Genomic DNA, 25,462 nt, shown 5'->3' on the forward strand with positions numbered 1-25,462 from the left:
TGGAAGCTATTGCCCATTACCCGCCACCTGCAAGGCCACGGGCGGCCAGAAGGCACCCGCGATCTCGTTCTGGATCAGCCGCAGTTCGCGCTGGATCCAGTCCATGTATTCATGCAGCCCGCGCAGGATGATGTCTTCCACCGTCTGTTCGGCCAATGTCACGCGCAGTTCCTCCACCCGCTCCAGAATCGGCCCGCAATGGCGCAGCCGGTATTCCCCCGCCAGGGAACCGAGCACGCTGTAAACACAGCGCAGGCTGGTGGAGAGCGAACGGGGAAACCCGTCATTCTTGAGCAGGAAGCCCACGATATAGGCAGGCGTCATGCCCTCGGGCAGCACGCGGCGGAAGGCGTGGTAGGCAGCAGCCGAGCGCAGCACCGAAGTCCACTGGCTCAGGTCGATGTCCGACCCCACCCCTTCGCCACAGGGCAGCAGGGTGTGGTATTTGATGTCGATCAGCCGCGTGATCTGGTCCGCGCGCTCCAGGTTCTTGCCCAGCAGGTAGAACAGCCATGCCTGGTCGCGGTAGAGCGTGCCCTCGGTTATGCCGAAATGGGTTTGGCATTCCTGCTTGAGCCGCGTGCATAGCGTGGACAGGTAGCTTGCCCCCACATCATCGGGCCCAAGGTCCATGGCCCAGCGGGTAAAGACATTGAGGTGCATCCACATCTCGGTCGAGATCAGCGGGCGCAGCACGCGGGCGTTTTCGCGCACGCACCGCGCCATGGACACGATCGAATCCGGATTATCGGGATCGGTGATGTAAAAGCCGACCACGGTGCGCTCGGTCGCCACCTTGTGGCGCAGGAAGAACGTCTCCTCATCGGCATTGATGCGGATGACGCTATCCCACCCCGCATCCATGTTGCTGGCATGCACCGATGTGCCCGTGACCTCGATCAGCCGGGCCATGTTCTCGATGCGCTCCATGTAGCGCGCCAGCCACATCGTGCTTTCCGCATAGCGCGAGAGCAGGTTGCGCAGGCCCGGCAGCACCGGGGTGGGAAAAACCGAAACCTGTGTCATGACGCCAGCACCCATGTATCCTTGGCCCCGCCGCCCTGCGAGGAATTGACCACAAGCGACCCCTTGCGCAGCGCCACCCGCGACAGGCCGCCCGGCAGCACCCATGTCTCGCGCCCGGTTACGGCAAACGGCCGCAGGTCCACATGCCGCGCCTCGACGCCTGCGGGGCACAACGTGGGCGAGACCGACAGGCTGATGACGGGCTGGCTGATGTAATTGGCCGGGTCCGCGCGCAGCCTGCCGCGAAAATCCTCCAGCTCGGCCTGGGTTGCGTGCGGGCCGATCAGCAGGCCGTAGCCGCCCGATTCGCCCACCGGCTTGACCACAAGGTGCTCAAGGTTGGCCAGCGTATAGGCCAGCCCCTCGGGCTCGGCGCAGATATGCGTCTCCACATTGGTCAGGATCGGCTCTTCATCAAGGTAGTAGCGGATGATGCGTGGCATGTAGGCATAGACCGCCTTGTCATCGGCCACACCGGTGCCGATGGCGTTGGCCAGCGTGACATTGCCGCGCCGGTAGGCATCGACCAGCCCCGGCACGCCCAGCAGGCTGTCGGGGTTGAACACCTCGGGGTCTAGGAAGTCGTCATTGAGCCTGCGATAGATGGAATGCACCGGCCGCAGCCCGGCTACGGTGCGCATGTACACCCGCCCGTCCTCCACGGTCAGGTCGCGCCCTTCCACCAGCGGAATGCCCATCTCGCGCGCGAGGAACACATGCTCGAAATAGGCGGCGTTGTAGATGCCCGGCGAGAGCAGGACCACCTGTGGGTCATCCACGCCAGCAGGCGCCACCTCGGCCAGCGCGCGGTGCAGGCGGGGGCCATATTCATCGACCGGGCGCAGGTCCAGCCCGGAGGCGAGGTCGGGCATGAGGCGCAGCATCATCTGCCGGTCCTCGAGCACATAGGACACGCCTGAGGGCGTGCGCGCGTTATCCTCAAGCACCAGAAAGCGGCCATCGCGGTCGCGCACGAGGTCGGTGCCGTTGATGTGCACGTACACCCCGCCGGGCACGTCCAGCCCCACCATGGCCTGGCAGTAATTGGCGTTGCCCAGCACCAGCTGGGCCGGGATCACGCCATCACGCAATATGCGCCGCTCGTGATAGATGTCATGCAGGAACAGGTTGATGGCCCTGACGCGCTGCTGCACGCCGCGCTCGACATGATCCCACTCGGGCGCTGTCAGCACGCGGGGAATGACATCGAACGGCAGCACGCGATCGATCGCCTCGCGGTCGGAATAGACGGTAAACGTGATGCCGAGGCGGTAGAACTGCGCCTCGACGGCTGCAGCACGCCGACGCAGCTCGGCCAGGTCAAAGCAGGCCAGCCGGTCGCGCACCTGCTGCAGCCCGGCGGGCGGGATGTCCTTGCGGTTGAGCAGTTCACAGAAAAAATCCGGGACATCATACGTCGCGAACAGCCCGGCGGCCTGTGCCGCCATCTTCATGTCACTCATGCCCTGCCTCCGCTTGCGGGGAGGAGGATCAGGCGTGAAGGAATCATGTCCACCCACCTGCTGTTTCATTTCGATCCAGTACTAGCGGAGCAAGAAAATCATCTCTTGCCAAGAACGAATCTGCAATCCCTTCCCTTTCCGGTCAAAATGCCGAAAAAATACGATATTGCTGCCACCGCCAATCCTGATACCGTGGGGCGGCATACCAACCATGTCCAAACCGTACCATCGCCGGGATCACGACGGCAGGCAGAACAGTTTACCGAGGCTCAGGATTACATGAACGCGCGTGCCATGCTGGTCCACCACACACGCTACCGCTACGACCGGCCTGTCCACCTCGGCCCGCAGACCATCCGCCTGCACCCCCTGCCCGGCTGCGCCACCATGCTCGCGCACGAACTCAGCATCAGCCCCGCGCCCAGCACGCAGGCATGGTGCCATGACCCGTTTGGCAACCGCGTTGCCCGCATCACGTTCAATGAGCGTGTCACTCATTTCGATATTACCGCAACCCTCACCACCGACCAGACGCCCATCATTCCCCGCACCCTTGTCGTGGCACCTGCCGCGCGGGTCTGGACGGCGCAGAGCGTGGATGACGGCCCGTCGCTTGTCGCCTACCGGCACCCCGCCACGACCGATGCCCCGACCGCGCCCACGCCGCATCTCGACGCGCTGGCGGCAAAATGGCGCGCGCGCCTGCCCTGCCCCACGGCCGAGCTGCTCATGGACCTGACGCGCGCCATCGCGGCCGACATCACCTACCGCATCCGCCCGGAGGCTGGCGTGTGGTCGCCCGAGGAAACCCTGGGCCACGGTGCCGGATCATGCCGCGATACCGCCTGGCTGCTCATTACCGTCCTGCGCCGCCTGGGCTTTGCCGCGCGTTTCGTGTCCGGCTACCTGTTCCAGCCCGAGCGAGACGCACCCGGGCAACTGGGCTGCGAACTCCATGCCTGGACGCAGGTGCATGTGCCCGGCGCAGGATGGGTGGGGCTGGATACGACATCGGGCCTGCGGGCGGCGCAGGGGCATGTGGCGCTGGCCGCGGCCCCCCGCCCGCAGCAGGCCGCCCCCGTGAGCGGGCTGCTTGACCAGTGCGAGGCGACGTTCGAGGCGACGATGCGCACCACCGTGCTGCCCCCGCACGCCGCATGCACAAAGCTGCGGTCGAGCCTGTCTTCATGAAGCTGTTTTTCTGCCAGTCGTGTCAGCAGATCCTGTTTTTCGAGAATACGGCCTGCGAACGCTGTGGCCACACGCTGGGCTACCTGCCCGAGCAGACCGAACTCAGCGCGCTCGATGCCCTTGGCGGCGATTTGTGGAAACCCCTCGCCGCCCCCGATCAGGCGCGCGCGCTGTGCGCCAACAACGCCCATAGCGCATGCAACTGGCTGGCCCAGCCGGGGCAGGCCTACTGCATTGCCTGCAGCTTCAACCGCACCATTCCCAACCTGTCGGTGCCCGGCAATATCGAACGGTGGCAGAAGCTGGAGGTGGCCAAGCACCGGCTGTTCTACACCCTGCTGCGCCTGGGCCTGCCGCTGCGCAACCGCAGGCAGGACCCCGAGGGCGGGCTGGCGTTCGACTTTCTGGACAGCCTGCCCGATGGCACGCCCGCCATGACCGGGCACATGAATGGCATCATCACCATCGCCATCCATGAGGCCGATGATGCCCAGCGCGAACGCCTGCGGCTGGAAATGGGGGAATATTACCGCACCCTGCTCGGCCATTTCCGCCACGAGATCGGCCATTATTACTGGAACGTTCTCATCCGCGACGCAGGCCCCGCCCGCCAGGCCGCCTGCCGCGCCGTGTTTGGCGATGACCGGCGCGACTATGGCGCAAGCCTCGAGACCTATTACGCCACGGGCGCCACCACCGCATGGCGGGGGCGGTATGTCAGCCAGTATGCCACCTCCCACCCGTGGGAGGACTTTGCCGAGACATGGGCGCATTACCTGCACATCATCTCGACACTCGAGACCGCCTGGGCCTATGGCATGTCGCTCGACGCGCGGGGCGCGCAGGCCCCGCCGCTGCGCGCCAGCGTCACGCGCGACCCCTATACCGAAATGACCTTTGACGAAATCACGCAGGGCTGGCTGCCACTGACCTATGCCGTCAACAGCCTCAACCGCTCCATGGGCCTGCCGGATTTCTACCCCTTCGTGCTCACGCCCGACATCCTGCGCAAGCTTTCCTTCATCCACGACCTGATCCGCGAGAGCCGCGTGGGGTAATCGGCTGGGTTCCGGATGTTGTCTTTTTTCAAAAAGGCGACGTCTTCCGAAGCGTTTTGAAAAAAGCTTCACCAGAAACTTTTGTCATTCCCCATCAGCCTCACCCAGCGCGATGGTCTGCGTTCCGGCATGCATGTCGCGGCAGCATGCCCGCAGGGTCGAGATGAAATTGGACAGCAGCGGCACATGCTGGCCCGCGCGCATGGCAATGGCCAGCTCCGCCCGCGGCGCCTTGGCACCAAGCGAATGATAGGTCACGCCGCCGGAATGGATCTGGTGCAGCGAGCGCGGCACGACCGAAACCCCCAGCCCCGCCGCAACCAGCGGCACGGTCGAGGCGATCTGCGGGGCCTGCTGGCCCATGCGCGGCGTAAAGCCCGCATTGTGGCAGGCGGACAGGATGGCATCATGAAACCCCGGCCCCAGCTCGCGCGGGAAGATGATGAAGGGTTCATCGGCCAGCATCTCGAGTTCCAGATGCGGGTGGACGGCCAGAGGGTGCCCCTTGGGCAGGGCCACGACCGTTTCCTCCTCCAGCAGCGGCGAGACCAGCAGCCCCGCCCCATCAGGCACCGGCGGGCGCACGATGGCGATGTCGATCGCGCGATCATGCAGCGCCTTGCGCAGGGCAGGGGTGTTGCTTTCCTCAAGGTAGATGGTCACATCGGGCCACACTTCACGGAAGCGACGCACGGTCAGCGGAATCATGGGCAGCAGCGAGACCGCACCCGCCAGCCCCACGCGTATATGCCCCTTCTCGCCCCGCGCCAGCCCTGTGGCGGTCGCGATGAACTGCTGCTGCATGCCTAAAAGCGCGCGGGCCTGGTCAAGCAGCACAAGGCCGATATCGGTCAGCTTGACGCCGCGCGTCAGGCGCTGGAACAGAAGCACGCCCAGTTCATTTTCGAGCTGCTTGATCTGCTGGCTCAGAGGTGGCTGTTCCATGCCTATCTGCTCTGCAGCCCGCGTGAAGCTCCCGTTCTCGGCAACCGCCACGAAATATCGTAAATGCCTTAAATCCATATCCCATATAAATTATATATGGGAATCTTCTTCAATATATATTTGACGAAATAACATGCCATGCGCCACGTTTCGCGCCAACCGTGCTGAGGATGAGTATCCCCTGATGAAAATTGGCCTGTTCATTCCGTGTTATATCGACGCATTCTATCCCGATGCCGGGATCGCCACGCTGGAGCTGCTGGAAAAACTGGGGCAGGATGTCGAATACCCGCTGGACCAGACCTGCTGTGGCCAGCCCATGGGCAACTCCGGCTGCAACTCGGATGCCGCAGCGGCGGAAGCCCTGTTCGTGCGCAACTTCGCCAAATACGACAAGATCGTCATGCCTTCAGGCAGCTGCACGCACCATGTGCGTGACAACTTCGATGCAATTCCCCAGACGGATGAAGTCCGCCACGTGCGTGAAAACACCTATGAGCTGGTGGAATTCCTGCATGATATCCTCAAGGTCGATGCCTTCCCCTGGGCCGAGTTCAACCACACCGTAGGCCTGCACAACAGCTGCGGCACGCTGCGCGCGCTGCGCACGGCCAGCATGTCGGAACTGGGGGAAAAGCCCTTCTCCAAGCCGATGGACCTGCTAAGCAAGGTCAAGGGCATAAGCTTCGCCACCCCAAAGCGGCCCGATGAATGCTGCGGATTCGGCGGCACCTTCTCGGTCACGGAAGAAGCCGTGTCGGCCAGGATGGGCGTGGACAAGGTGCGCGACCACCATCAGGCGGGTGCTGAATACATCGTCTCGGCTGATTCCTCATGCATCATGCACCAGCAGGGCTGCGCTGAACGCGCGGGCGTGCCGATCCGCTTCATTCACATCGCGCAGATCCTCAACGGAGCATCCCAATGAGCGACAAGCCCGTCAATCACGCCAGGGCGGCGGAGCACTTCATCGAGGATGCGCCCCACCTGCAGTTCCATGATGAACGCCTGTGGGACATGCGCCAGAAGCGTGATGCCCAGATGCATATCCTGCCCGAATGGCAGGAACTGCGCGAGGAAGCCTCGCGCATCAAGGAACACACGCTCTCGCGCCTGCCCGAATACCTTGAGCAGTTCGAGACCAATGCCAAGAAGAACGGCATTCACGTGCACTGGGCGCGCGACGGGGCGGAGCACAACCGCATCGTGGGCGAGATCCTCAAGGCCCATAATGCGCGCAACCTGATCAAGAGCAAGTCCATGGTCACCGAAGAGTGTGACATGCGGCCCTATCTTGCCAAACAGGGCGTGACGGTAACCGAGACCGACCTTGGCGAGCGCATCCAGCAGCTTGATGACCAGCTGCCCAGCCACATCGTGGTGCCGGCGGTGCACAAGCTGACGGCCGACGTGGCCAAGATCTTCGCCAAGGATTACCACACCGACCCCGACATCCGCGACCCGCACCTGCTGGCCGAGGCCCAGCGCCAGGCCGCCCGCCCCGTGATCCTGCATGCCGATGCGGGCATGACCGGCGGCAACTTCGTGGTGGCTGAGACCGGCACCTTCGTGGTCTGCACCAACGAAGGCAATGCCGACCTGAGCGCGACAGTGCCCAACCTGCACATCGCGACAATCGGCATCGAGCGCCTGGTGCCACGCATGGCGGATATGGGCGTGTTCATCCGCCTGCTCTCGCGCAGCGCGCTCGGCTCGCCAATCACGCAGTACACCACCCATTTCCGTGGCCCGCAGAAGGGTGGCGAAATGCATGTGGTGCTGGTCGATAACGGGCGTTCCGCACGCCTGGGCATGGAAGATTTCTGGACCTCGCTCAAATGCATCCGCTGCGGCGCGTGCATGAACACCTGCCCGGTCTATCGCCGCTCGGGCGGGCTGTCCTATGGGGCGGTTTATTCCGGCCCGATCGGCGCGATCATCGACCCGACCTTCAACGAGCGGAAATACAGCACCCTGCCCTATGCCTCCACGCTCAACGGCAGCTGCACCAATGTCTGCCCGGTCAAGATCAACATCCACGAGCAGCTTTACAAATGGCGCCGCGTGCTGGTGCAGCACCACGAGATGCCGTTCGTCAAGCGCGAGATCATGCACATGGCGGGCAAGCTGATGGGGCAGCCCAAGATGTACCGCGCCGCCATCAAGGCCACCGAGGTCTCGCTCAGCACCATGCCGCGCTTCGTGCTCTATAACTGGCTCAACCCGTGGGGCAAGCACCGCGAAAACCCGCATCCGGTCAAGCAGACCTTCAATGACTGGTATCGCAAGAACCGCGAGACCGCCAAGCCCGCCGCCGCCGCACCGGAGACCAAGAAATGAGCACCGCACGCGACGAGATCCTGCAGGCCCTGCGCAATAACCGCCCCACGCCGGAAAACCATCCGCTGCCGCCGGTCGCCACCCTTGGCGACCTTGATGCCAGCCGTGAGCGCTTCATCACCAGCCTCAGGATCCTGGGTGGTGACGTGCTTGAGCCGGTGGAGGGTGAAACGCTCGATCAGGCCATCATGCGCCGCCACCCCGATGCCAAGGTGATCTGCTCCAACGTGCCCGAGGCAAAAGGCACGCTACCGGTCGAGAAAGTAAAGACCCCGCAGGATGCCGCCACCATCGACGTAACCGTGGTGCGCGCGCCCTTCGGCATTGCGGAAATGGGCTCGATCTTCCTGAGCGAGGCGCAACTGCCCATCAACTCGTTTGCCCATCTGGGCCAGCACATCGTGGTGCTCCTGGCAGCCGATCAACTGACCGCCAACATGCACACCGCCTATCAGGAGCGGCCCGAGTTCAAGACCGCCAATTACGGCGTGCTGATGAGCGGCCCCTCCGCCACGGCGGATATTCAGGGCGTGCTGATCCGTGGCGCGCAGGGCGTGCGTTCGCTTTCGGTCTGGTTTACCTGAACGCCAGAACGGCTCCTTCCCTGCGGGAAGGGGCCGGGCCTTACAAGGTCAGACCGCCTTTTTCAGGTTCGGGCTGGCCTTGAAGCGCACGGTCTTGCCTGCCTTGACCTTGACCGGCTCGCCCGTGCGCGGGTTGAGCGCCTTGCGGGCCTTGGTCTTCTTGACCGTAAACGTGCCAAAAGACGGCAGGGTAAAACCACCCTCGCGCTTCAGTTCCTTGACAATGGCCGCAATCAGGTCAGATGCGGCCTGATTGGCCGCGACGCCAGTGCAATCAATCGAATCCTGAATGACGGCTGCAATGAAGGCCTTACTCATCGGAACTGCCTACTCCTTCCGGGCTGGAAATGAATTTCGTAAATATCCTGCACCCGTCTTGAAAACAGGCGAGTTTGCCCCACCGGGCCGGACGGTCGCGGCTTGTAACCTGCTGACTGAGGTTAGACCAGCAATTTTTTGTTATCACATGAAAATTATCGCTGATATACGCAGCAACAACCGGCCGAATTCACAAAATGGCAGTTCTGGCCACCGCTCTATTCCACTGTGAAAACTTCATATCGATAAAGCATCATCAGGAATTTATTCAAAATCAACCCATTGATAAAAAAGATAAAAATTTTCAAGAATTTTCTTTTTTTGAAAAAAGCCGTGTTGTTCGAAGCTTTATGAAAAAAGCTTCCCCGGAAACTTCTTTTAATTTGCACAATCTCTCATTGGCATGCTGTTGCGACCACCTTCAGGGGCCGCAACAGCCTGGTTGGGGGGCGATTCCGCCCCCCGGTGTCAGCTTTTGAAATTCTGCGCCTTGAGGTCGGTGACCCCCACGAAGGTGATCTGGGTCTGGTCATCGAGGCTTACGGTTGTATTGCCCCCGCTGATGGTGGCCTGGTCGAGCATGGACTGGATGGAAGCCGGAGTCGCGTCATAGCCGGACAGGAGAATGGCGTTACCGGCTGACTTGCCAAAATCCTGAATGATGTCGGTGCCGCTATCCTTGCCCTTGATGAACTCGAATTCGGTCGCACCACTACCGCCCACCAGCGTATCGTTACCCATGCCACCGACCAGCGTATTGTTGCCCGTGCCACCAACAAGCATATCGTTGCCACTGCCTGCCACGGCATAGACCGCGCCCGCCGTTCCGCCATCGAGCGTTTCATTGCCACTACCGGCATAATACGTGGTCGTGCCGCTGGTGGCAGCGCTCAGCTCCACCCCGGCCGCACCGAAAATGGTGGCGTTACCGCCTGTTACGGTATCGGCCACAGGCATAGCCGTGCCTGGGCTGATGAAGGTCAGCGTGGCCGACCCGCTGGCGTTGATCGTGCTGTCATCCAGGCCACTCACCACCAGCGCGGTGCCGGCGTTGATGGTGTCATACGCGCCGCCATTGATGGTGACGGCCGCGTTGCCTGATCCGCTGTTGAAGAAACCCTCGCTATCCGCGGTATTGACCGTATCGAACTCGGTATCCTGCACCACGACGCCATTGTACACATCGAGCGTGCTCTCCGTGCCGCCGAACTGCTGGGGCGTATTGGCCGCGGCACCGGGGGCATTCCAGTCACCGGTCACGGTGGGGGTACTGTCATAGGCATAGATGGTATCCGTGCCACCCATGGTGTGAATGACATCCTGCCCCTGCCCGCTGAGAAAGAACGTGTCACCCGCAGCGGCATAATAATCTACACTGCCTGACCCGCCGACATAGACCACCGTGCCTTCGTCGCCATCCATCACATTGGTCGCGCCAGACCCGCCGCGGATGTTGACTGTCTGGTCAAGCGCGCTGCCCGTCTCGCTGCCAATCTCCACCGTGCCGGCAGTGGCATCATAGGTGCCCGCTCCGGCCAGCGTTTCGATACTGCCGCCTGAAGCATCCTTGAGCGCCCCGTCCACAGCCACCACATTCAGGGCCTGGGCCGCCTGCACGGCCCCCCAGGCGGAAGCGCTTTTTTCCCCATCCAGCGAATTCACTTCGCTGGGGGAGATACCTTCTTCCTGCGCATAGGGAACAAGGGCTCCAAGGGCCTTCTCGGCGGCCGTATCCTGCAGGCTCTGTATTACTGCCGTCGTGTCCTGGTTAAGCCCCAGCGTGAGCCCGGTGGCACCGGCTACGGTCACGTATCCCATTCATTCCGTTCCTTGTCTCACGGCGGCAGGAACCGGCCTCGCCGCAGATGATCCGCTGCCCCGCCGCCCGGGCGGGGCGGAGAAAGCATTCTTTCAGGACCGTATCTGTCAGGAATGGGTTAAGAAATTCGGAATCAGGATTGATCTGGATCAATCCTGTGGCACGCGCCGCTCCAGTTCTTCCAGCCACAGGCGGGCATTGCCATCCGATGGCGCGCGCCAGTCACCGCGTGGCGACAGCGCGCCACCGGCCACCACCTTCGGCCCGTTGGGCATGGCCGAGCGCTTGAACTGGCTGAACCCGAAGAAACGGTTGAGGAACACCTCCAGCCAGTGGCGTATTTCCGCCAGGGTGTAAGCCCGCCTGCCCTCGGCGGGGAAACCGGGGGGCCAGTCCCCGCCCGCGGCATTGCCCCAGGCATGCCGCGCCATGAACGCGATCTTGGAGGGGCGGAAACCATGGCGCAGCACATGGAACAGGGTGAAGTCCTGCAACGCGTAGGGCCCGATCAGCGATTCCGTGCTCTGCACCGCCTGTGTCGCGGTGGCGGGCACCAGTTCGGGCGAGATCTCGGTACGCAGGATGGCCTCGAGCACCGTACAGGTACGCGCCTGCTCGCGCCCGCTGGCCATGACCCAGCGGATCAGGTGCTGGATCAGGGTCTTGGGCAGGCCTGCATTGACGTTGTAATGCGCCATCTGGTCGCCCACGCCATAGGTGCACCACCCTAGCGCCAGTTCCGACAGGTCGCCCGTGCCAATCACGATCCCGCCCGACTGGTTGGCCAGCCGGAACAGGAAGTCGGTCCGCAGGCCGGCCTGCACGTTCTCGAATGTCACGTCATATACCGCCTCGCCCGCGGCGAAGGGATGGCCCATCTGCTCGAGCATGAGGCGGGCTGCGGGGCGGATATCGATCTCGCGCGCCTGCACGCCAAGGGCGGCCATGAGTTCATGCGCGTTGTCGCGCGTGGCGCCCGTGGTGCCAAAACCGGGCATGGTGTAGCCCAGCACCGCCTGCCGCCCCAGCCCGCATTCCTCTGCCGCGCGCGCGGCGACGAGCAGCGCATGGGTGGAATCCAGCCCCCCCGATACGCCAATGACCAGCGTTTTGGCGCGTGAGGCGAGCAGGCGGCGCTTGAGGGCGGTGACCTGAATGGTAAACGCCTCGTAGCAGTCCTGATCGAGCAGTGCCGGGTCACTGGGCACGAAGGGGAAGCGCGGAATGTTGCGCAGCAAGCCCAGATCGGCTGTGGGCGGGGTGATGGACAGGTTGACATGCCGCCACGTGCCTGCCGCGGCCTGGGCACGGTTATCGGCAAAGGTGCCCATGCGCAGGCGTTCCTGTCGCAGCAGGTCAAGATCCACATCGGCCATGAGCGTGACCTGACCCGAGGGGAAACGCGCGCTTTGCGCCAGTGTCTCGCCATTTTCGAAAATCGAGGTCTGGCCGTCCCATGCCACATCGGTGGTGGATTCGCCCTCGCCCGCCGCGGCATAAACATAGGCGCACAGACAGCGCGCCGAATGCGACTGGCACAGTAGCGTGCGCGTGCGCGCCTTGCCCACCGTGATGTTGCTGGCTGAAAGATTGGCAATGACCGTGGCCCCGGCCAGGGCTGCATCGACACCCGGAGGGTGCGGCACCCACATGTCCTCGCAGATCTCGGCGGCCACGACCAGCCCCTGCACCGCAGGCGCGTGGAACAGAAGGTCGGTGCCAAACGGCACGGCCTCGCCGCCAAGGGTGACCGTGCCACCGCGCAGGCCCGCGCCGGGCGTGAACTGCCGCGCCTCGTAAAACTCGCGGTAATTGGGCAGGTAGGATTTGGGCACCACGCCCACCACGCGCCCGTCATGCAGGGCGATGGCGCAGTTATACAGCGCATCCCCCACGGCCAGCGGCGCGCCGACAAGCACCAGCGGCAGCAGGCCCGCCGTCTGCCCGGCCAGCCAGCCAATCGCCTCGCGCACGCCATCAAGCAGCACATCCTGCTGGCGCAGGTCATCAATGGCGTAGCCCGACAGGCCAAGCTCGGGAAACACCGCCAGCACGGCCCCCGCCTCGTGGCAGGCCGTAATGGCATGCTGCGTGCGGCGGGCGTTTTCCATCGGGTCGGCCAGCACCACGGGCAGCGTGCAGGCGGCCACCCGGGCAAAGCCATGATGGTACAGGCTGTAAAAACCTGCCGTGTCCGTGCTGTCTTTCATGGGCTGCCTCCCGCCTGATCTGCGCGCAACCCCGCTCGGGTCGCGACCGCGCCGGGGCCAAAATAACGTATTGCGATGAACCCGTCGCCCTCTGGCGCATTGTTAAGGGGCGGATGTCATGCCCGCGTCTGTCACAACATCGATCGGAAGGAACCGGATCATGGACCTGTTACGCTGGACCATCACATTCCTTGTTCTCGCCCTGATCGCCGCGGTTTTTGGCTTCGGCGGCATTTCGGACACGTTTGCCTATTTCGGCAAGGTGCTCTTCTTCATCTTCATCGTGCTGTTCATCCTTGGATTGTTTTTCGGCCGCGGCCGCGGAACTTCGCCCTGATCCGCAGCCCCCGGCGCACGACAGGGATCAGCGCCAGCGCGTAGATCCCGCCCATCGCCGCCATGGAAAGCGGCACGCCGGGCACAAGATAGGTTGCCGCATCGCACGGCTTGGCCGGGCGGCGCGGCATGGACGCCAGACGCTGCGCGAAACTGCCGCCATGAAACGTGGGCGCGCGGCATTCGGGCAGCGGACTGGGCCACCAGCCCTGCTCCACCCCTACATGCAGGCCGCCAAGGAAAGCCGCCACGAGCAGCACCGGCATGCACAGCCACAACGCGCCGCGCGCCGCATCACGCGGCAGCACCAGCCCCAGCAGCCCCAGCCCCGCCAGCACCCGATAGGGCCAGCGCTCCCACAGGCACAGCCCGCAAGGCACATGGCCCAGCGTGTATTCACTCCACCAGGCCACGCCAAGGGCGGCGCACCCGGCCAGCACCATCAATAAAGCAGTTGAACGCATGGGTAGTTACGGCCGCCCCGCAACCGGTGCGGCCTCAAGCGCCTGCAGGAAATCAGCCGCCCAGCTTATGGCCGTGGTGCTGCTGACTTCCTGCTCCAGCGCCTGCCAGCGCGTGCGCCGCTCCGCCAGCCCCATGGTCAGGGCGGCATGCAGGGCATCGGCAATCTCATCGGGGTCATAGGGATTGACCAGGATGCCCTCATCCATTTCCGGCGCGGCACCGGCAAAATGCGACAGGATCAGCACGCCCGGATTGGCCGGATCCTGGGCGGCCACGTATTCCTTGGCCACAAGGTTCATGCCATCGCGCAGCGGCGTGATCAGGGCGGCTTCGGCCCGGCGGTAGAACCCGGCCAGCACCTCACGCGGGAGCGGACGGGTGATGTAGCGGATCGGTGTCCAGTCGAATTCGGAATAGGCACCGTTGATCTGCCCGGTCAGTTCATCAAGCTGGCGGCGCAGCTGGCGGTATTCCTCCACGCTGCCGCGCGAGATGGGGGCGACCTGCAGAAAGGTCACCTTGCCCCGATGCTCGGGGTAGCGCGCCAGAAGCGCCTCATAGCCGCGAAACCGCTCGGGCAGGCCCTTGGAATAATCCAGCCGGTCCACGCCCAGCACAAGCTTGGCGCCGCGCAGGCTGCCTTCGAGCCGCTCGACCTCCGGGCCTTCCATGCTCTTTTCAGCCTGTGCGCGGAACTCGTCGGGGTCGATACCGATGGGAAAGGCCTGTCCGCGCGCCGCAAGGCCGTTGGCCTGGAGGGAATGGTTGAGGTTCTCTGCATCCTCGGGCGTCTGCACGCCAATCAGGTCGTAGCTCTGCATGTCCTCAAGCAGAAGGTCTGCGCCGGGCAGCGAGCGCACGAGGCTCCATGGCGGGAACGGAATATGCAGGAAGAAGCCGATGCGGCATTTCACCCCGAGGTCACGCAACGCCTGCCCGAGCGGGAACAGGTGGTAGTCATGCACCCAGATCGTATCATCAGGCTTGAGCAGGGGCAGCAGCGTGCGCGCGAACATGGCGTTGACCGCAAGATATGTTTTCCAGTCCGTGCGGGAATAGTTCATCAGCCCGACGCGGTAATGGAACAGCGGCCACAGGATGCCATTGGAGAAATTCTGGTAGAACCCCTCATACTGCAGCGGGGTCAGGTCTATGGTGGCGTAGGTGACGTTATCGACCCTGTCGAGCCGGGGCACCGGGTCGCCGCCATGGAGCTGCACCTGCTTGCCCGACCAGCCAAACCACAGCGATTCCCCCTCGCGCAGGGCATCTTTCAGCCCCACCGCCAGCCCACCGGCGGGCTGGCTGCGCTCACGCGGGGAAGGCACGCGGTTGGATACGATAATCAGCCGCCCCATGCGCCATCACCCCCCTGTGCCAACTGGGCCAGCCATGCGCGGAAAGCCGCCGGGTCAGGGAAATCATTGGGAATGCGCAGGCCCACGCCACCAAGTCTGACCGCTTCGCGCATGCCATCCTCATCGGTCACGTCATCGCCCACGAAAATGGGCAGCCGGCCCGCAAACGGCGCGCTTTTCATCACCGCATCGACCGCATGGCCCTTGTCGATGCCGGCGGGGCGGATTTCCCACGCCATCTTGGCGGCCTGCACATGGAACGCGCCGTGGGTGGCGTCCACCCATTCATCCGCGATCCGGCCCAGCGCCGGACCCGCATCGGGCGCGCCGCGGTAATGCAGCACCAGCCCCGCCTTCTTGTGTTCGATCCGCACGCCGGGATGGGCCGCGGCCAGCCTCTCCGCTTCATCCATCCATGCTTTCGGCACTGGCGGCAGCGCCGCGCGCTCCACAGCCTGACCCGGCGCGTGGCGGATGGCGATGCCATGCTCGCCCGCCACGGCATAGGGCACATCTGGCAGGAAATGGTCGATCTGGTCGATCGGGCGGCCCGAGATGACCGCGAGCGCGTTGCCGCATTTATCACGCAGGCGGCGCAATGTGTCGCGCAGGCCCGGGGCCACGACCACGGATTCGGGCGTGGGCGCGATATCCACCAGCGTGCCGTCAAAGTCCAGGAGGAAGGCCGCGCGCGCGGGAGACGGCAGCCGATCGAGCGAAGGGAGGGAGGGTGTCTTGCTCATGGTGGGTCTAGCCTCTGGCAAAGCTGGATAATACGCAAGCCCACAAGCGCGCTATACAGGGCTGCAGCATTTATACGACACAAATTAAATTATTTTCTAATGCAGCATCAGGGGGGCGGCGCCCTCATCGGCGGGCTCGGGCGGCATGGCGGGCAGCGGCGGGGAGACCGGCTGCGGCGCGGCCGGGGGGGCTGCCGGAGCGACTGGCGCCGCACCTGCTCCACCCGCTTCAGGCGCCGCGGGCTGGCCATCGGGCGTGGCCATGGCGGGGGCTACGGGCGCGGCCTCCGTCGGGGCTGCCACAGCGGCGAGTGGCGGCGGGGTGGGGGCGACACTGTCACCCGCGCAACCGACCAGCTGCACATCATAAAGCGGGTTCTGGAACACGCCGGTCGCGGGCTCGGCCACCGCCATCCAGCCCTGGAAGGCGGCCATGCCCTCATGCGCGTCATGCACGTCCAGCCAGGCAGCGCTATCGGCTGGCAGGGTGGCGGGGCGCTGCAGGCATGACGTGGCGCGCAGGGTCAGGCTCTTGTAGGGCATGTCCTGACCCACGGGCACGTTGAGCAGTTCGGTATGGGCATCGAGCTTGTCGAGCACGCGCACCACCGCCACCGTGCGGCCCTGCCACGTATCGGGTGGGTACATAGCAGGGGGCGCCAGCCATTCGGTGGCATGGGCAAGGCCCGGCAGGCCAGCAAGCAGCAGGGCGGGCAGGGAGCGGAGCACGCGCCTCATGCGTGGGGGCTCCGCAGGGTGTTGACCACGTCGATCAGGATCTGGCGCATGGCCGCCTCATCCACGCCCATCAGCACGGCATCCTCGAACGCATCCTGCAGGACACCCCGCACTTCCTGATGGTTTTCGCGCAGGACCAGCAGTTTGTCACGGCAGGAAACCGGCGTGCCATCACGCTGTGGCCACATGGCGGGCAGGGCGTCTTGACCGCTCATGGCGCGTCTCCGCCCGGCGCGGGGGCAGCAGGCTGGTTCGCCTTGTCCTGCCGGGCCTTGGTCAGGGTATCGGTTACCGAGAAGATGAACTTGCTGAGCAGCTGCTCAAGGCTGATCGCGCCCTGGGTCTCGCCAATCGTGCCGCCGGGGGCGAGCATCTTGTCATCGCCACCGGGCGAGAGGGCAATGTATTTGCCACCCAGCAGGCTGTCGCTGGTAATGATGGCCGCCGTATCATCAGGCAGCCTGATGTCGGGGCGTACGGTAAAGGTGACCTGTGCGGCATACGTCCTGGGGTTGACGCGCTCATCGACCACCTGCCCCACCGTAATGCCCGCAAGCCTGACATCCGAGCCGATGGACAGGCCATCGATATGGGCGAACCCGGCATTGAGCCGGTAGCCGGTTTCATGCGGGCGGCCCTTGTCGAGCACGGCATAGGCCAGCAGCCCCGCAAGCCCGGCCAGCACGGCAAAACCGGCAAGAAGTTCCGCTGGCTGACGGCCCGCGCGCCCTGAAACAGCAGCAACCATGGTGGCAAAGCTTCCCCAATATCCAATGGCGCGCACCCTAGCAGGTTACGCCACGGGTTTCATCCCTCGGGGTACCATGCCTCATAATCACTGGTGGTTGAAGCCCGCTGGCCGCCCCGGCAGTCGCTGCCCGGCGGGTGGTAGGCTCCCGCTGTTCCGGTCTGGTTGGGCTGCCAGGGCTGCTGCCACGGCTGGCGCGCGCTCTCGGGCAGGGGGGCGGCCTCCATGTGGTGCAGCCAGCCCCACCATTCGGGCGGCACGGCGGATGCGTCCTCGCCCCTGTGATAGATGACCCAGCGCTCGTGGCGCTTTTCCCCGCCGCCGGTGCGGTTGGGCGTGCGGGCCTCATAATAACAGCGCCCGTCGGCATCCTTGCCGACCAGTCGCCCCCTGAAGCGGGTGTAGATGCGGGTGCCTAGATTTGCCATGCCGCAAGCCTAATCCGCCCGTGGTCGCGCGGTCCACGCGCATATGCGTGCGCGACCGTCACATCTGCGGGATCGGCGGGGGGGCGTCGAGGCAGCCCGCACCCTGTCAAAGGCATTTCAAAGACCCCCGCCTCACGGCGCGGTGATGGCCACGCGCATGGTCGCCGCACAGTTATCCCCCATATCCACTGTATTCAGGGGCATGTATAGTTGCGACTCCGCCGCAAGCGGGTTCCGCCAGCGTGCTGCCGCCCGGTAAACATAAAGCATGACAGCACGAAGCCACTGGAACGGCGTGCGTATGCGTACCGTTGAAGCCGCAGCGGACCCAGACGACGCGCCGCGTTCCGTAACCCTGCCCGCCGACTGGGATGACACGGCAGCCGAGGCCGTGGCCCGGCTGGCCCCCGGCCATGGCCCCGCCAACCTGCCCGAACTCGCGGCGCGATGGATCGATGACCTGTGCGCGGGCGAGGTGTCCGGCCCGGTCATTGGACCGGTCGCGCGCGCGCTGTCGTGCCTGCTGCTCATGCGCCAGGCCGCACCGAGCGAAAGCCTGTGGCATGGCCACCATGACCGCAGGCCCGCCTTCGTGGTCAACCTCGCCGCCTTTGTCGAGGCCGATAACAGCTTCATGGCGCGCGACTTCGTAGCGGCCCTGCGCCTGCTGGCCCGCGTGCTGCGCACCCTTGCGCACCAGAAGCTGCACATGCGCAATGGCGAGCTGCCCCTGCCCGAGCCTGCGGGCGGCGCGGTGGCCCACCTGCGTGCCGTCACCCTGCCTCCTGCTGGCGAAAGCCATGAGCGCGCCCCTGTTGCGGGTGCGCTGCTGCTGACCAACCTCGATGCCTGCCTGGCCGGGCTGGGGCTCGATTATGACAGCGAGGCCGGGCGCGACGCGGCATGCAGCATCGTGGCCCTTGCCACCCTCGTGGCCCATGCGGGCGAAGGGGCGGACGCCATGCCCCTGCCCCCCGTGCGCAGCATCCTGCCCGGCGTGAGCCAGATCGCACGCAGCGTATGGCAGGAAGCGGCTGTCGAGACCGACCAGCCCGCCGCCCGTGTCGAGACCGGCTTTTCCACCCCCGGCCCCATCGATGCGCTGCTGGGCGTGGAAGCATGCGGGCTGGCCCCCGTCTTTTCCCCGCTGCGGCCTGACGGGCGGCTGGCCATGAGCACGCTGGCCCGACTGGCCAGCCGGGGCCTGACGCTGGAGGCAGCCTTCGCCGCCACCCTTGCGGGCGAGAGCGTGCTGCCCCTGCCCGCCGCCGCCTCGCACCAGGCCATGCACCGCGCGCTCAGCGGGTTTGTGGACCGCGTGCCCGCCCGCCCCGATGCCACGCGTGACACGCTGGCCACCCGCGCGGGGCTGGAGCGCGGCGTGCGCCGCCACCTGCCCGCACGCCATGGCGGCTTTACGCAGAAAACCCGCATCGGCGGCCACCGCCTGTTCCTGCGCACGGGGGAATATGCCGACGGGTCGCTGGGCGAAATCAGCCTGACGCCCACGCGGGAGAGCCCGATGGTGCGCGGCCTGATGGACACGCTGGGCCAGGCCGTAAGCATCGGCCTGCAATATGGCGCGCCGCTGGAAAGCTATGTCGAGGCCTTTGCCTACACCCAGTTCGGCCCCGCGGGCACGGTGGAGGGCGACCCGGTTGCATCCTACGCCACATCCATGCTCGACTACGCCTTCCGCGCCCTGTCAGATGCCTATCTGGGCCGCAGGCTACCCGATGCCCCGCATGAGGAGACGCTGGCCGAAAGCCCCGCCCCCATGCTGCCGCTCGACCTGCCCGGCTCCGGCAATGACGATGGCGATGACACGCCCCCCCGGCGGCGCGGGCTGCGGCTGGTCGGATAACCCGGCGCCGTACCCCGCCGCCTGAATGCAAGGATTGTTGCCCATGCCCGATACAACCCCCGAACAGCGCCTCAAGCAGCTTGGCATCATGCTGCCCACCCCCGCCACACCCGTGGCCAATTACGTGGGCACCGTCATCAGCGGGTCATCGCTGGTGGTGTCAGGCCAGTTGCCGCTGGTTGATGGCAAGCTGCTGACCACCGGCAAGCTCGGCGGCACCGTGGCGGTGGAACTGGCGGTGGAAGCCGCGCGCTACAGCATGATCAACGTGATCGCGCAGGTTAAGGCGGCCCTTGGCGACCTTTCACGCGTGAAGCGCGTGGTGCGGCTGGGCGGGTTCATTGCCTGCACGCCCGACTTTACGCAGCATGCCGCCGTCATGAACGGGGCCTCCGACCTGGCGGTAGCCGTATTTGGCGATGCGGGCCGCCATGCGCGCTCGACCGTGGGCGTGCCCTCGCTGCCGCTCGACTCCGCTGTCGAGGTCGAAGGCCTGTTCGAAATCGGCTGATGTAACCACCACGCATAACAAAGGGAGCCTGTCATGACCGCACCGCCCCGCACAGCCTGCACCACGGCGCAGGCATCATGACCGGCACCACCATGACCCTGCACCGCCGGATTGCCGAGATCCCGGCGGCGCAGTGGGATGGCTGCGCGGGCGATGAAAACCCGTTTGTCAGCCACGCCTTCCTCTCGGCACTTGAAGACAGCGGCTCCACCGGCCCGCAGACCGGCTGGATGCCCCAGCACCTTGCCCTGCGCGACGGCGAAGGCAGCCTGCTTGCAGTCGCCCCGCTTTACGCCAAGGGCCATTCCTTTGGCGAATACGTGTTCGACCATGCCTGGGCCCGCGCCTTCGAGCAGGCGGGCGGGCAGTATTATCCCAAACTGCAGGTCGCCGTGCCGTTCTCGCCCGTGCCGGGGCCGCGCCTGCTCGTTCACCCCACCGCCCCCGATGCCGACAGCCTGCGCCTGCTGGCGGGCCGCGCGCTGCGGCAGGCCTGTGGCGAGATGGGACTTTCCTCCGTGCATGTCACCTTCTGCACGACGCATGAATATGAACTGCTGGGCGAAGGCGGCTGGCTGCAGCGCCTTGGCGTGCAGTACCACTGGGATAACCAGGACTATGCCAGCTTTGACGATTTTCTGGGCATGCTGGCCTCACGCAAGCGCAAGGCCATCCGGCGCGAGCGACGCGATGCCAATGCCTGCGGGCTGACATTCCACACCTATCGCGGCGCGGAGATTACCGAGGCGCTGTGGCATGATTTTTATCACTTCTACCTCTCTACCGTGGACCGCAAATGGGGCAGCGCCTATCTGCAGCCCTCCTTCTTCCCGCTCCTGTCCGAGCGGCTGGGCGACAGGGTGGTGCTGATGATCGCCAGGCAGGACGGCGTGCCGGTGGCCGGCGCGCTCAACCTGATGGGGCGCGATACGCTGTACGGCCGCAACTGGGGGCGGCGCGAGGGGGACTGGCCGTTCCTGCACTTCGAGCTGTGCTATTACCGCGCCATCGACTTCGCCATCGCCCATGGGCTGAAACGGGTGGAAGCGGGCGCGCAGGGCGAGCACAAGCTGCAACGTGGCTACCGCCCGTGCCTGACCCATTCCGCCCACTGGATCAGCCACCCCGGCCTGCGCGAGGCCGTGGCCGAATTCCTGCAACATGAACGCGCGGCCATACGGGCCGAACTGCCCGCCCTTGAGGCCATGACCCCTTACCGCGCAGAAGAATAAATCTGGAATTCATTCAAACGTTTTTGGTGAAGCTTTTTTCCAAAAAGCTTCAGGGAACGCCGCCTTTAAAAAAAAGGGGCACCCAAAAACTTCTGTTTTTTTGAAGCCGAACAGCGCGATGATGCAGGTCATGCCGCAGGGGCCACAGCCATGCTAGCCTGCACGTCATGGCACCAGCGGCCAGCAGGCCGCCCCTGTACAGACAAAGGAGCGCCACCATGTACGCAATGCGACTGCTCGCCCCCCACACCCCCCTGCAATGGACCGAACTGCCCGACCCGCAGCCGGGGCCGGGGCAGATCCGCGTGACCGTGGGGGCCTGTGGCGTATGCCGCACCGACCTGCACGTGGTCGATGCCGACCTGCCCTTTCCCGGCCATGCCCTCACGCCCGGGCACGAGATCGTGGGCCGGATCGACGCCATCGGCCCAAATGTGGAGGGGCTGCACATGGGCCAGCGCGTGGGCATTCCGTGGCTCGGCCATACCTGCGGCTGCTGCCACTACTGCCAGACCGACCACGAGAACCTGTGCGACCACCCGCTTTTTACCGGCTACACGCGTGATGGCGGCTATGCCACCAAGGCGGTGGCGGATGCGCATTTCACCTTCCCCCTGCCTGACGGCGATGACGACGTGGCCACCGCCCCGCTGCTCTGCGCGGGGCTGATCGGCTGGCGCTCGCTGGTCATGGCGGGCAAGGAGGCCCGCAGCATCGGGCTGTATGGCTTTGGGGCGGCAGCCCACATCATTGCGCAGGTGGCGGCCTGGCAGGGCCGCAAGGTCTATGCCTTTACCCGCCCCGGTGACACAAAGACGCAGGAATTCGCCCGCTCGCTCGGCTGCGTATGGGCCGGTGGCTCGGATGAGGCCCCGCCCGAACAGCTTGACGCCACCATCATCTTCGCCCCTGTGGGCGCACTCGTGCCCGCCGCACTCAAGGCCGTGCACAAGGCAGGCCGCGTGGTGTGCGCGGGCATCCACATGAGCGAGATCCCGGCCTTTTCCTATGACCTGCTGTGGGAGGAACGCCAGATCGTATCCGTGGCCAACCTGACAAGGCAGGACGGGATCGACTTCCTTGAACTCGTGCCGCGCGTGGGCATCCGCACCACTACCACGCCGTATGCGCTCAAGGACGCCAACAAGGCCCTTGATGACCTGCGCCACGGCCGCTTTGAAGGCGCTGCGGTGCTGGTGCCCTGAAAAACTGATCAAGTTTCTGGTGAAGCGGTTTGCAAAAAGCCCCAAAAAGAACGCCGCCTTATGAACATAAGGCGGCATCCGGAAACTTTTTCCCCTCCCCCTGCCCCGCACTGATGGTGCCTGGGCGCGCGTGCAAAAATGCCCCGGCCATTATTAATTCTGGCTTTTGGGGCAATCATTCTTTATGCACCGGCCTTCTCCCCTGACGCATGAACACGGCCGGCGGCCAGTTTCCTTCCTGCGTCGCCCATGTTCTTCATGTTTTTGTCCGGATTGCCCGATACATGCCGTTTCCCGAAACCCACCCCGCCCTGCAACGCGCGCTGGACGAGCGTGGGTACGATAACCCGACTCCCGTCCAGAAAGCGGTCCTGGATGTCGCAGCCGAGGGGCGCGACCTCCTTGTCTCCGCCCAGACCGGCTCGGGCAAGACCGTTGCCTTTGGCATCGCCATGGCCGACACCCTGCTTGGTGGCGCGGAGCATTTTGGCCCAGCAGGCCCGCCGCTGGCCGTCATCATTGCGCCGACGCGCGAACTGGCCATGCAGGTCACGCGTGAACTGACCTGGCTGTATGCCCCGGCAGGCGGGCGCATCGTGTCGTGCATTGGCGGCATGGATGCGCGGCGCGAGGCCCGTGCGCTCCAGATGGGCGCGCATATCGTGGTCGGCACGCCGGGGCGGCTGTGCGACCATCAGTCCCGTGGCCGTCTGGACATGTCGGACCTGCGCGTGGTCGTGCTGGATGAAGCCGACGAGATGCTTGACCTCGGCTTCCGCGATGAACTCGAGCAACTGCTCGACGCCATGCCCAAGACCCGCCGCACGCTGCTGTTCTCGGCCACCATCGCCAAGGAAATCGCATCCCTCGCGCGCCGTTACCAGAACGACGCCGTGCGCATCGATACGCTTTCGGGCGCCAAGCAGCATGCCGATATCGAATACCGCGCCATCGTGGCCGATGCGCGCGAACTGATCCCCGCCGTTGTCAACGTGCTGCGCTATACCGACAGCCAGACCACCATGGTGTTCTGCGCAACCCGCGAGATGGTGCGCCACATGCAGGCGGCCCTGGTCGAGCGTGGCTTCTCCTCGGTCGCCCTCTCGGGCGAGCTGGGGCAGAACGAGCGCACCCGCGCCATCGACAGCCTGCGCAAGGGCCAGGCCAATGTGTGCGTGGCGACCGACGTGGCCGCCCGTGGCATCGACATCCCGGCCCTGGCGCTGGTGGTGCATGCCACCCTGCCGACTGATTCGGCCACGCTGCTGCACCGTTCGGGCCGCACGGGCCGCGCGGGCCGCAAGGGCGTGTGCGTGCTGATGGTGCCCATGTCGCAGCGCCGCCGCGCCGAGCGCCTGATGCAGGGCGCCAAGATCACGGCCACATGGTCCGGCGTGCCGACGGCCGCCGAAATCCGCGCGAATGACGCCAAGCGCCTGCTGGCCGACCCCGTGCTGAACCAGGACGTGGCGGAAGCCGATGCCGAACTGGTGGGCCAGCTTGTGGAAGGCCGCACGAGCGAACAGCTCGCCGCAGCCCTGCTGCAGATGTACCGCGCCCGCCTGCCCGCGGCAGAGAACGTGCGCCACATCACGCCCGATGCTCCGCGCCCCGTGCGTGAGCGCCCCGAGCGCGATGGCCCCCGCCCCCCGCGCGAGAGCTATGGCAGCGGCGAGCCGGGTGCCTGGTTTGCCATGAATGTGGGCCGCCAGGAAAAGGCTGACCCGAAATGGCTGATCCCGCTGATCTGCCGCCTTGGTGGCGTGCGCAAGGCGGATATCGGCGCCATCCGCATCAATGACAGCCAGACGCTGTTCGAGATCACGCCGGAATCGACCGAGAAGTTCCGCTCGTGCATCGCCGCGATCGAGAATGACGAAGTGCAGATCTCGCCCGCTGCGGCCCCTGCCGGTGGCGCGGGCCCGGCCCGCCGCGGCCCGCCGCGTGGTGGCCGCCCCTTCGCCCGCAAGCCCGGTGGTGGCGGTGGCCGCCCCGGTGGCGGGTTTGGCGGCGGACCGCGCGGGGCGGCTTCATCGCGCAAGCGGCCGCCGCGTTCGTAAGCGCCAGACATCTCCCTGCGTTTCCTTCATGCCCGGCATCGTCCGGGCATGTTGTGTTTCAGGGCCTTGAACGGCGCCACTTTCCATGCCGCGTGAGCGTCGCGCAACACGGCGGGTATCGGGCCACGGGCAAGCAGCGGCTGGCGACGCGCTTTTTCCAAAGAAATTCACAAAGACAGCCTGTTTGAAAAAACCTTAATAGTCAGGGCATTTGTGCTGATGCTTCTGCTGGAGGGTACAAAAAAATGCCACCTTCCCAAAAAAGGTGGCATTCCGAGACTTTGGTATTTTTTATCTAAAAAACCTGTTCTTAAACAGTTCTTTACTGGTTGTTCTGGCTATTGCCGCCGAACAGGCTGCTCACGTCGGAGCCGGTCTGGCTTTTCAGGTTATCCCAGCGCTGGCGTTCCTCGCTGCCTGCGTCACGCAGCTTGTCGAGGCGATTTTTGGGCGCGTTGCGAATCGCATCAAGCCGGTCACGACCGTTCTGGATCTTCTGGTCCACACGGTCGCGGTCATCGGACAGATTCTGCTTTTCATTGTCCCACCGGCCTACCGTATTCTGGCGCAGCGCATCCTTGCGGTCCTGATAGCCTTGCTCCACGTTCTGCTGCTTGTCCTTCCACGCCTGCTCACGGTCCTGCAGCCGGGTGTTGGCGCAGTCACCAGCCTGCGCCACGCGGCCAAGCACATCCCATTTGGAGGTGGTCTGGCTGCTGTCGCAATCAGCGGCCCGCGCCGTTAGTGTCTGACCGAAAATGAGTTGAGTGATTTCAGTAGGTTATGATTCATGGGTTTGTGACAACCTGATGAGATCAAA

27 protein-coding genes are annotated in these 25,462 nt (G+C 64.8%); 12 read left to right on the forward strand and 15 right to left on the reverse strand.

The window, feature by feature from the left end; genetic code table 11:
* Window positions 1-6: 6 nt before the first annotated feature.
* Window positions 7-1,041, reverse strand: a complete 1,035-nt coding sequence (locus DV027_RS12480) for an alpha-E domain-containing protein (RefSeq protein ID WP_130732290.1) — start codon at window positions 1,039-1,041, stop codon at window positions 7-9.
* Complete coding sequence (locus DV027_RS12485) at window positions 1,023-2,489, reverse strand: circularly permuted type 2 ATP-grasp protein (protein ID WP_130732292.1); 1,467 nt, start codon at window positions 2,487-2,489, stop codon at window positions 1,023-1,025. The genes DV027_RS12480 and DV027_RS12485 overlap by 19 nt, the downstream gene beginning before the upstream one ends.
* A gap of 279 nt (window positions 2,490-2,768) precedes the next feature.
* On the opposite strand from DV027_RS12485, the gene DV027_RS12490 reads away from it, so the two are divergent.
* Both DV027_RS12490 and DV027_RS12495 read left to right on the forward strand, forming a co-directional pair.
* Window positions 2,769-3,680 (forward strand): transglutaminase family protein, encoded by a 912-nt coding sequence (locus tag DV027_RS12490; RefSeq protein ID WP_130732294.1) that lies wholly within the window; start codon window positions 2,769-2,771, stop codon window positions 3,678-3,680.
* On the forward strand, window positions 3,677-4,738 hold the full coding sequence (locus DV027_RS12495; protein ID WP_130732338.1) for a zinc-binding metallopeptidase family protein: 1,062 nt from the start codon (window positions 3,677-3,679) through the stop codon (window positions 4,736-4,738). Before DV027_RS12490 ends, DV027_RS12495 begins: the two co-directional genes overlap by 4 nt.
* Before the next feature lie 84 nt (window positions 4,739-4,822).
* On the opposite strand, the gene DV027_RS12500 is transcribed toward DV027_RS12495, so the two are convergent.
* Window positions 4,823-5,761 (reverse strand): LysR family transcriptional regulator, encoded by a 939-nt coding sequence (locus DV027_RS12500; protein WP_130732296.1) that lies wholly within the window; start codon window positions 5,759-5,761, stop codon window positions 4,823-4,825.
* Window positions 5,762-5,867: 106 nt separating this feature from the next.
* On the opposite strand from DV027_RS12500, the gene DV027_RS12505 reads away from it, so the two are divergent.
* From DV027_RS12505 to DV027_RS12515, 3 genes are read left to right on the forward strand one after another with little or no spacing between them, the layout of a single operon-like run.
* Window positions 5,868-6,611, forward strand: a complete 744-nt coding sequence (locus DV027_RS12505; RefSeq protein WP_129551661.1) for a (Fe-S)-binding protein — start codon at window positions 5,868-5,870, stop codon at window positions 6,609-6,611.
* Window positions 6,608-8,023 carry a lactate utilization protein B gene (locus DV027_RS12510; RefSeq protein ID WP_130732298.1) on the forward strand — a complete coding sequence of 472 codons (1,416 nt, stop codon included), beginning with the start codon at window positions 6,608-6,610 and terminating at the stop codon, window positions 8,021-8,023. The genes DV027_RS12505 and DV027_RS12510 overlap by 4 nt, the downstream gene beginning before the upstream one ends.
* Window positions 8,020-8,607 carry a LutC/YkgG family protein gene (locus DV027_RS12515; protein WP_130732300.1) on the forward strand — a complete coding sequence of 196 codons (588 nt, stop codon included), beginning with the start codon at window positions 8,020-8,022 and terminating at the stop codon, window positions 8,605-8,607. Before DV027_RS12510 ends, DV027_RS12515 begins: the two co-directional genes overlap by 4 nt.
* A 48-nt stretch (window positions 8,608-8,655) precedes the next feature.
* On the opposite strand, the gene DV027_RS12520 is transcribed toward DV027_RS12515, so the two are convergent.
* On the reverse strand, window positions 8,656-8,925 hold the full coding sequence (locus tag DV027_RS12520; protein ID WP_010514654.1) for an HU family DNA-binding protein: 270 nt from the start codon (window positions 8,923-8,925) through the stop codon (window positions 8,656-8,658).
* Window positions 8,926-9,122: 197 nt separating this feature from the next.
* Here DV027_RS12520 and DV027_RS12525 point away from each other — a divergent pair, with 197 nt between their 5' ends.
* The gene (locus tag DV027_RS12525) at window positions 9,123-9,404 is read left to right on the forward strand and encodes a hypothetical protein (protein WP_130732302.1); all 282 of its coding nucleotides are present in this window, start codon (window positions 9,123-9,125) and stop codon (window positions 9,402-9,404) included.
* Here DV027_RS12525 and DV027_RS12530 read toward each other — a convergent pair.
* Window positions 9,394-10,743: a calcium-binding protein gene (locus DV027_RS12530; RefSeq protein WP_130732304.1), complete on the reverse strand. Its 1,350-nt coding sequence runs from the start codon at window positions 10,741-10,743 to the stop codon at window positions 9,394-9,396. The genes DV027_RS12525 and DV027_RS12530 overlap by 11 nt on opposite strands.
* A gap of 150 nt (window positions 10,744-10,893) precedes the next feature.
* Window positions 10,894-12,954, reverse strand: a complete 2,061-nt coding sequence (locus DV027_RS12535) for an NAD(+) synthase (protein ID WP_130732306.1) — start codon at window positions 12,952-12,954, stop codon at window positions 10,894-10,896.
* Between the two features lie 160 nt (window positions 12,955-13,114).
* Between DV027_RS12535 and DV027_RS12540 the strand changes: the two genes are divergently transcribed.
* Complete coding sequence (locus DV027_RS12540) at window positions 13,115-13,291, forward strand: DUF1328 domain-containing protein (RefSeq protein WP_078526178.1); 177 nt, start codon at window positions 13,115-13,117, stop codon at window positions 13,289-13,291.
* On the opposite strand, the gene DV027_RS12545 is transcribed toward DV027_RS12540, so the two are convergent.
* The 7 genes from DV027_RS12545 to DV027_RS12575 form a co-directional block, all read right to left on the reverse strand.
* Entirely contained in the window at window positions 13,245-13,754 is a 510-nt protein-coding gene (locus tag DV027_RS12545) for a disulfide bond formation protein B (RefSeq protein ID WP_130732308.1), read from the reverse strand. The two genes, DV027_RS12540 and DV027_RS12545, sit on opposite strands and share 47 nt — an antisense overlap.
* A 6-nt stretch (window positions 13,755-13,760) precedes the next feature.
* A complete protein-coding gene (locus DV027_RS12550) occupies window positions 13,761-15,113 on the reverse strand; it encodes an alpha,alpha-trehalose-phosphate synthase (UDP-forming) (protein ID WP_130732310.1) in 1,353 nt (450 codons plus the stop codon).
* Window positions 15,101-15,856, reverse strand: coding sequence for a trehalose-phosphatase (gene otsB / locus DV027_RS12555; RefSeq protein WP_130732312.1), 756 nt, complete (start codon window positions 15,854-15,856; stop codon window positions 15,101-15,103). Before otsB ends, DV027_RS12550 begins: the two co-directional genes overlap by 13 nt.
* Before the next feature lie 96 nt (window positions 15,857-15,952).
* The gene (locus DV027_RS12560; protein ID WP_130732314.1) at window positions 15,953-16,594 is read right to left on the reverse strand and encodes a DUF2155 domain-containing protein; all 642 of its coding nucleotides are present in this window, start codon (window positions 16,592-16,594) and stop codon (window positions 15,953-15,955) included.
* Window positions 16,591-16,809, reverse strand: a complete 219-nt coding sequence (locus DV027_RS12565) for a hypothetical protein (RefSeq protein ID WP_130732316.1) — start codon at window positions 16,807-16,809, stop codon at window positions 16,591-16,593. Before DV027_RS12565 ends, DV027_RS12560 begins: the two co-directional genes overlap by 4 nt.
* Window positions 16,806-17,342 (reverse strand): outer membrane lipid asymmetry maintenance protein MlaD, encoded by a 537-nt coding sequence (gene mlaD, locus DV027_RS12570; protein WP_130732318.1) that lies wholly within the window; start codon window positions 17,340-17,342, stop codon window positions 16,806-16,808. The genes DV027_RS12565 and mlaD overlap by 4 nt, the downstream gene beginning before the upstream one ends.
* Before the next feature lie 59 nt (window positions 17,343-17,401).
* Window positions 17,402-17,770: an NADH-ubiquinone oxidoreductase subunit NDUFA12 family protein gene (locus tag DV027_RS12575; protein ID WP_061272448.1), complete on the reverse strand. Its 369-nt coding sequence runs from the start codon at window positions 17,768-17,770 to the stop codon at window positions 17,402-17,404.
* 301 nt (window positions 17,771-18,071) lie between these two features.
* On the opposite strand from DV027_RS12575, the gene DV027_RS12580 reads away from it, so the two are divergent.
* The 3 genes from DV027_RS12580 (at window position 18,072) to DV027_RS12590 (ending at window position 21,377) form a co-directional block, all read left to right on the forward strand.
* Window positions 18,072-19,634, forward strand: a complete 1,563-nt coding sequence (locus DV027_RS12580; RefSeq protein ID WP_207303486.1) for a TSCPD domain-containing protein — start codon at window positions 18,072-18,074, stop codon at window positions 19,632-19,634.
* Between the two features lie 43 nt (window positions 19,635-19,677).
* A complete protein-coding gene (locus DV027_RS12585; protein ID WP_130732322.1) occupies window positions 19,678-20,145 on the forward strand; it encodes a RidA family protein in 468 nt (155 codons plus the stop codon).
* Window positions 20,146-20,222: 77 nt separating this feature from the next.
* A complete protein-coding gene (locus DV027_RS12590) occupies window positions 20,223-21,377 on the forward strand; it encodes a GNAT family N-acetyltransferase (protein ID WP_165399191.1) in 1,155 nt (384 codons plus the stop codon).
* 9 nt (window positions 21,378-21,386) lie between these two features.
* Here the strand turns inward: DV027_RS12590 and DV027_RS18090 are convergent, their stop codons facing one another.
* Window positions 21,387-21,509 carry a hypothetical protein gene (locus DV027_RS18090; protein ID WP_275101002.1) on the reverse strand — a complete coding sequence of 41 codons (123 nt, stop codon included), beginning with the start codon at window positions 21,507-21,509 and terminating at the stop codon, window positions 21,387-21,389.
* A gap of 86 nt (window positions 21,510-21,595) precedes the next feature.
* Between DV027_RS18090 and DV027_RS12595 the strand changes: the two genes are divergently transcribed.
* Both DV027_RS12595 and DV027_RS12600 read left to right on the forward strand, forming a co-directional pair.
* The gene (locus DV027_RS12595) at window positions 21,596-22,582 is read left to right on the forward strand and encodes a zinc-dependent alcohol dehydrogenase family protein (RefSeq protein ID WP_130732324.1); all 987 of its coding nucleotides are present in this window, start codon (window positions 21,596-21,598) and stop codon (window positions 22,580-22,582) included.
* Between the two features lie 284 nt (window positions 22,583-22,866).
* A complete protein-coding gene (locus DV027_RS12600; RefSeq protein WP_130732326.1) occupies window positions 22,867-24,642 on the forward strand; it encodes a DEAD/DEAH box helicase in 1,776 nt (591 codons plus the stop codon).
* Between the two features lie 322 nt (window positions 24,643-24,964).
* Here the strand turns inward: DV027_RS12600 and DV027_RS12605 are convergent, their stop codons facing one another.
* Window positions 24,965-25,321 carry a hypothetical protein gene (locus DV027_RS12605; protein WP_242621892.1) on the reverse strand — a complete coding sequence of 119 codons (357 nt, stop codon included), beginning with the start codon at window positions 25,319-25,321 and terminating at the stop codon, window positions 24,965-24,967.
* Window positions 25,322-25,462 lie beyond the last annotated feature (141 nt).

The sequence above is a fragment of the Komagataeibacter xylinus genome, from assembly GCF_004302915.1.
Taxonomy (GTDB): Bacteria; Pseudomonadota; Alphaproteobacteria; order Acetobacterales; family Acetobacteraceae; genus Komagataeibacter; species Komagataeibacter xylinus_C.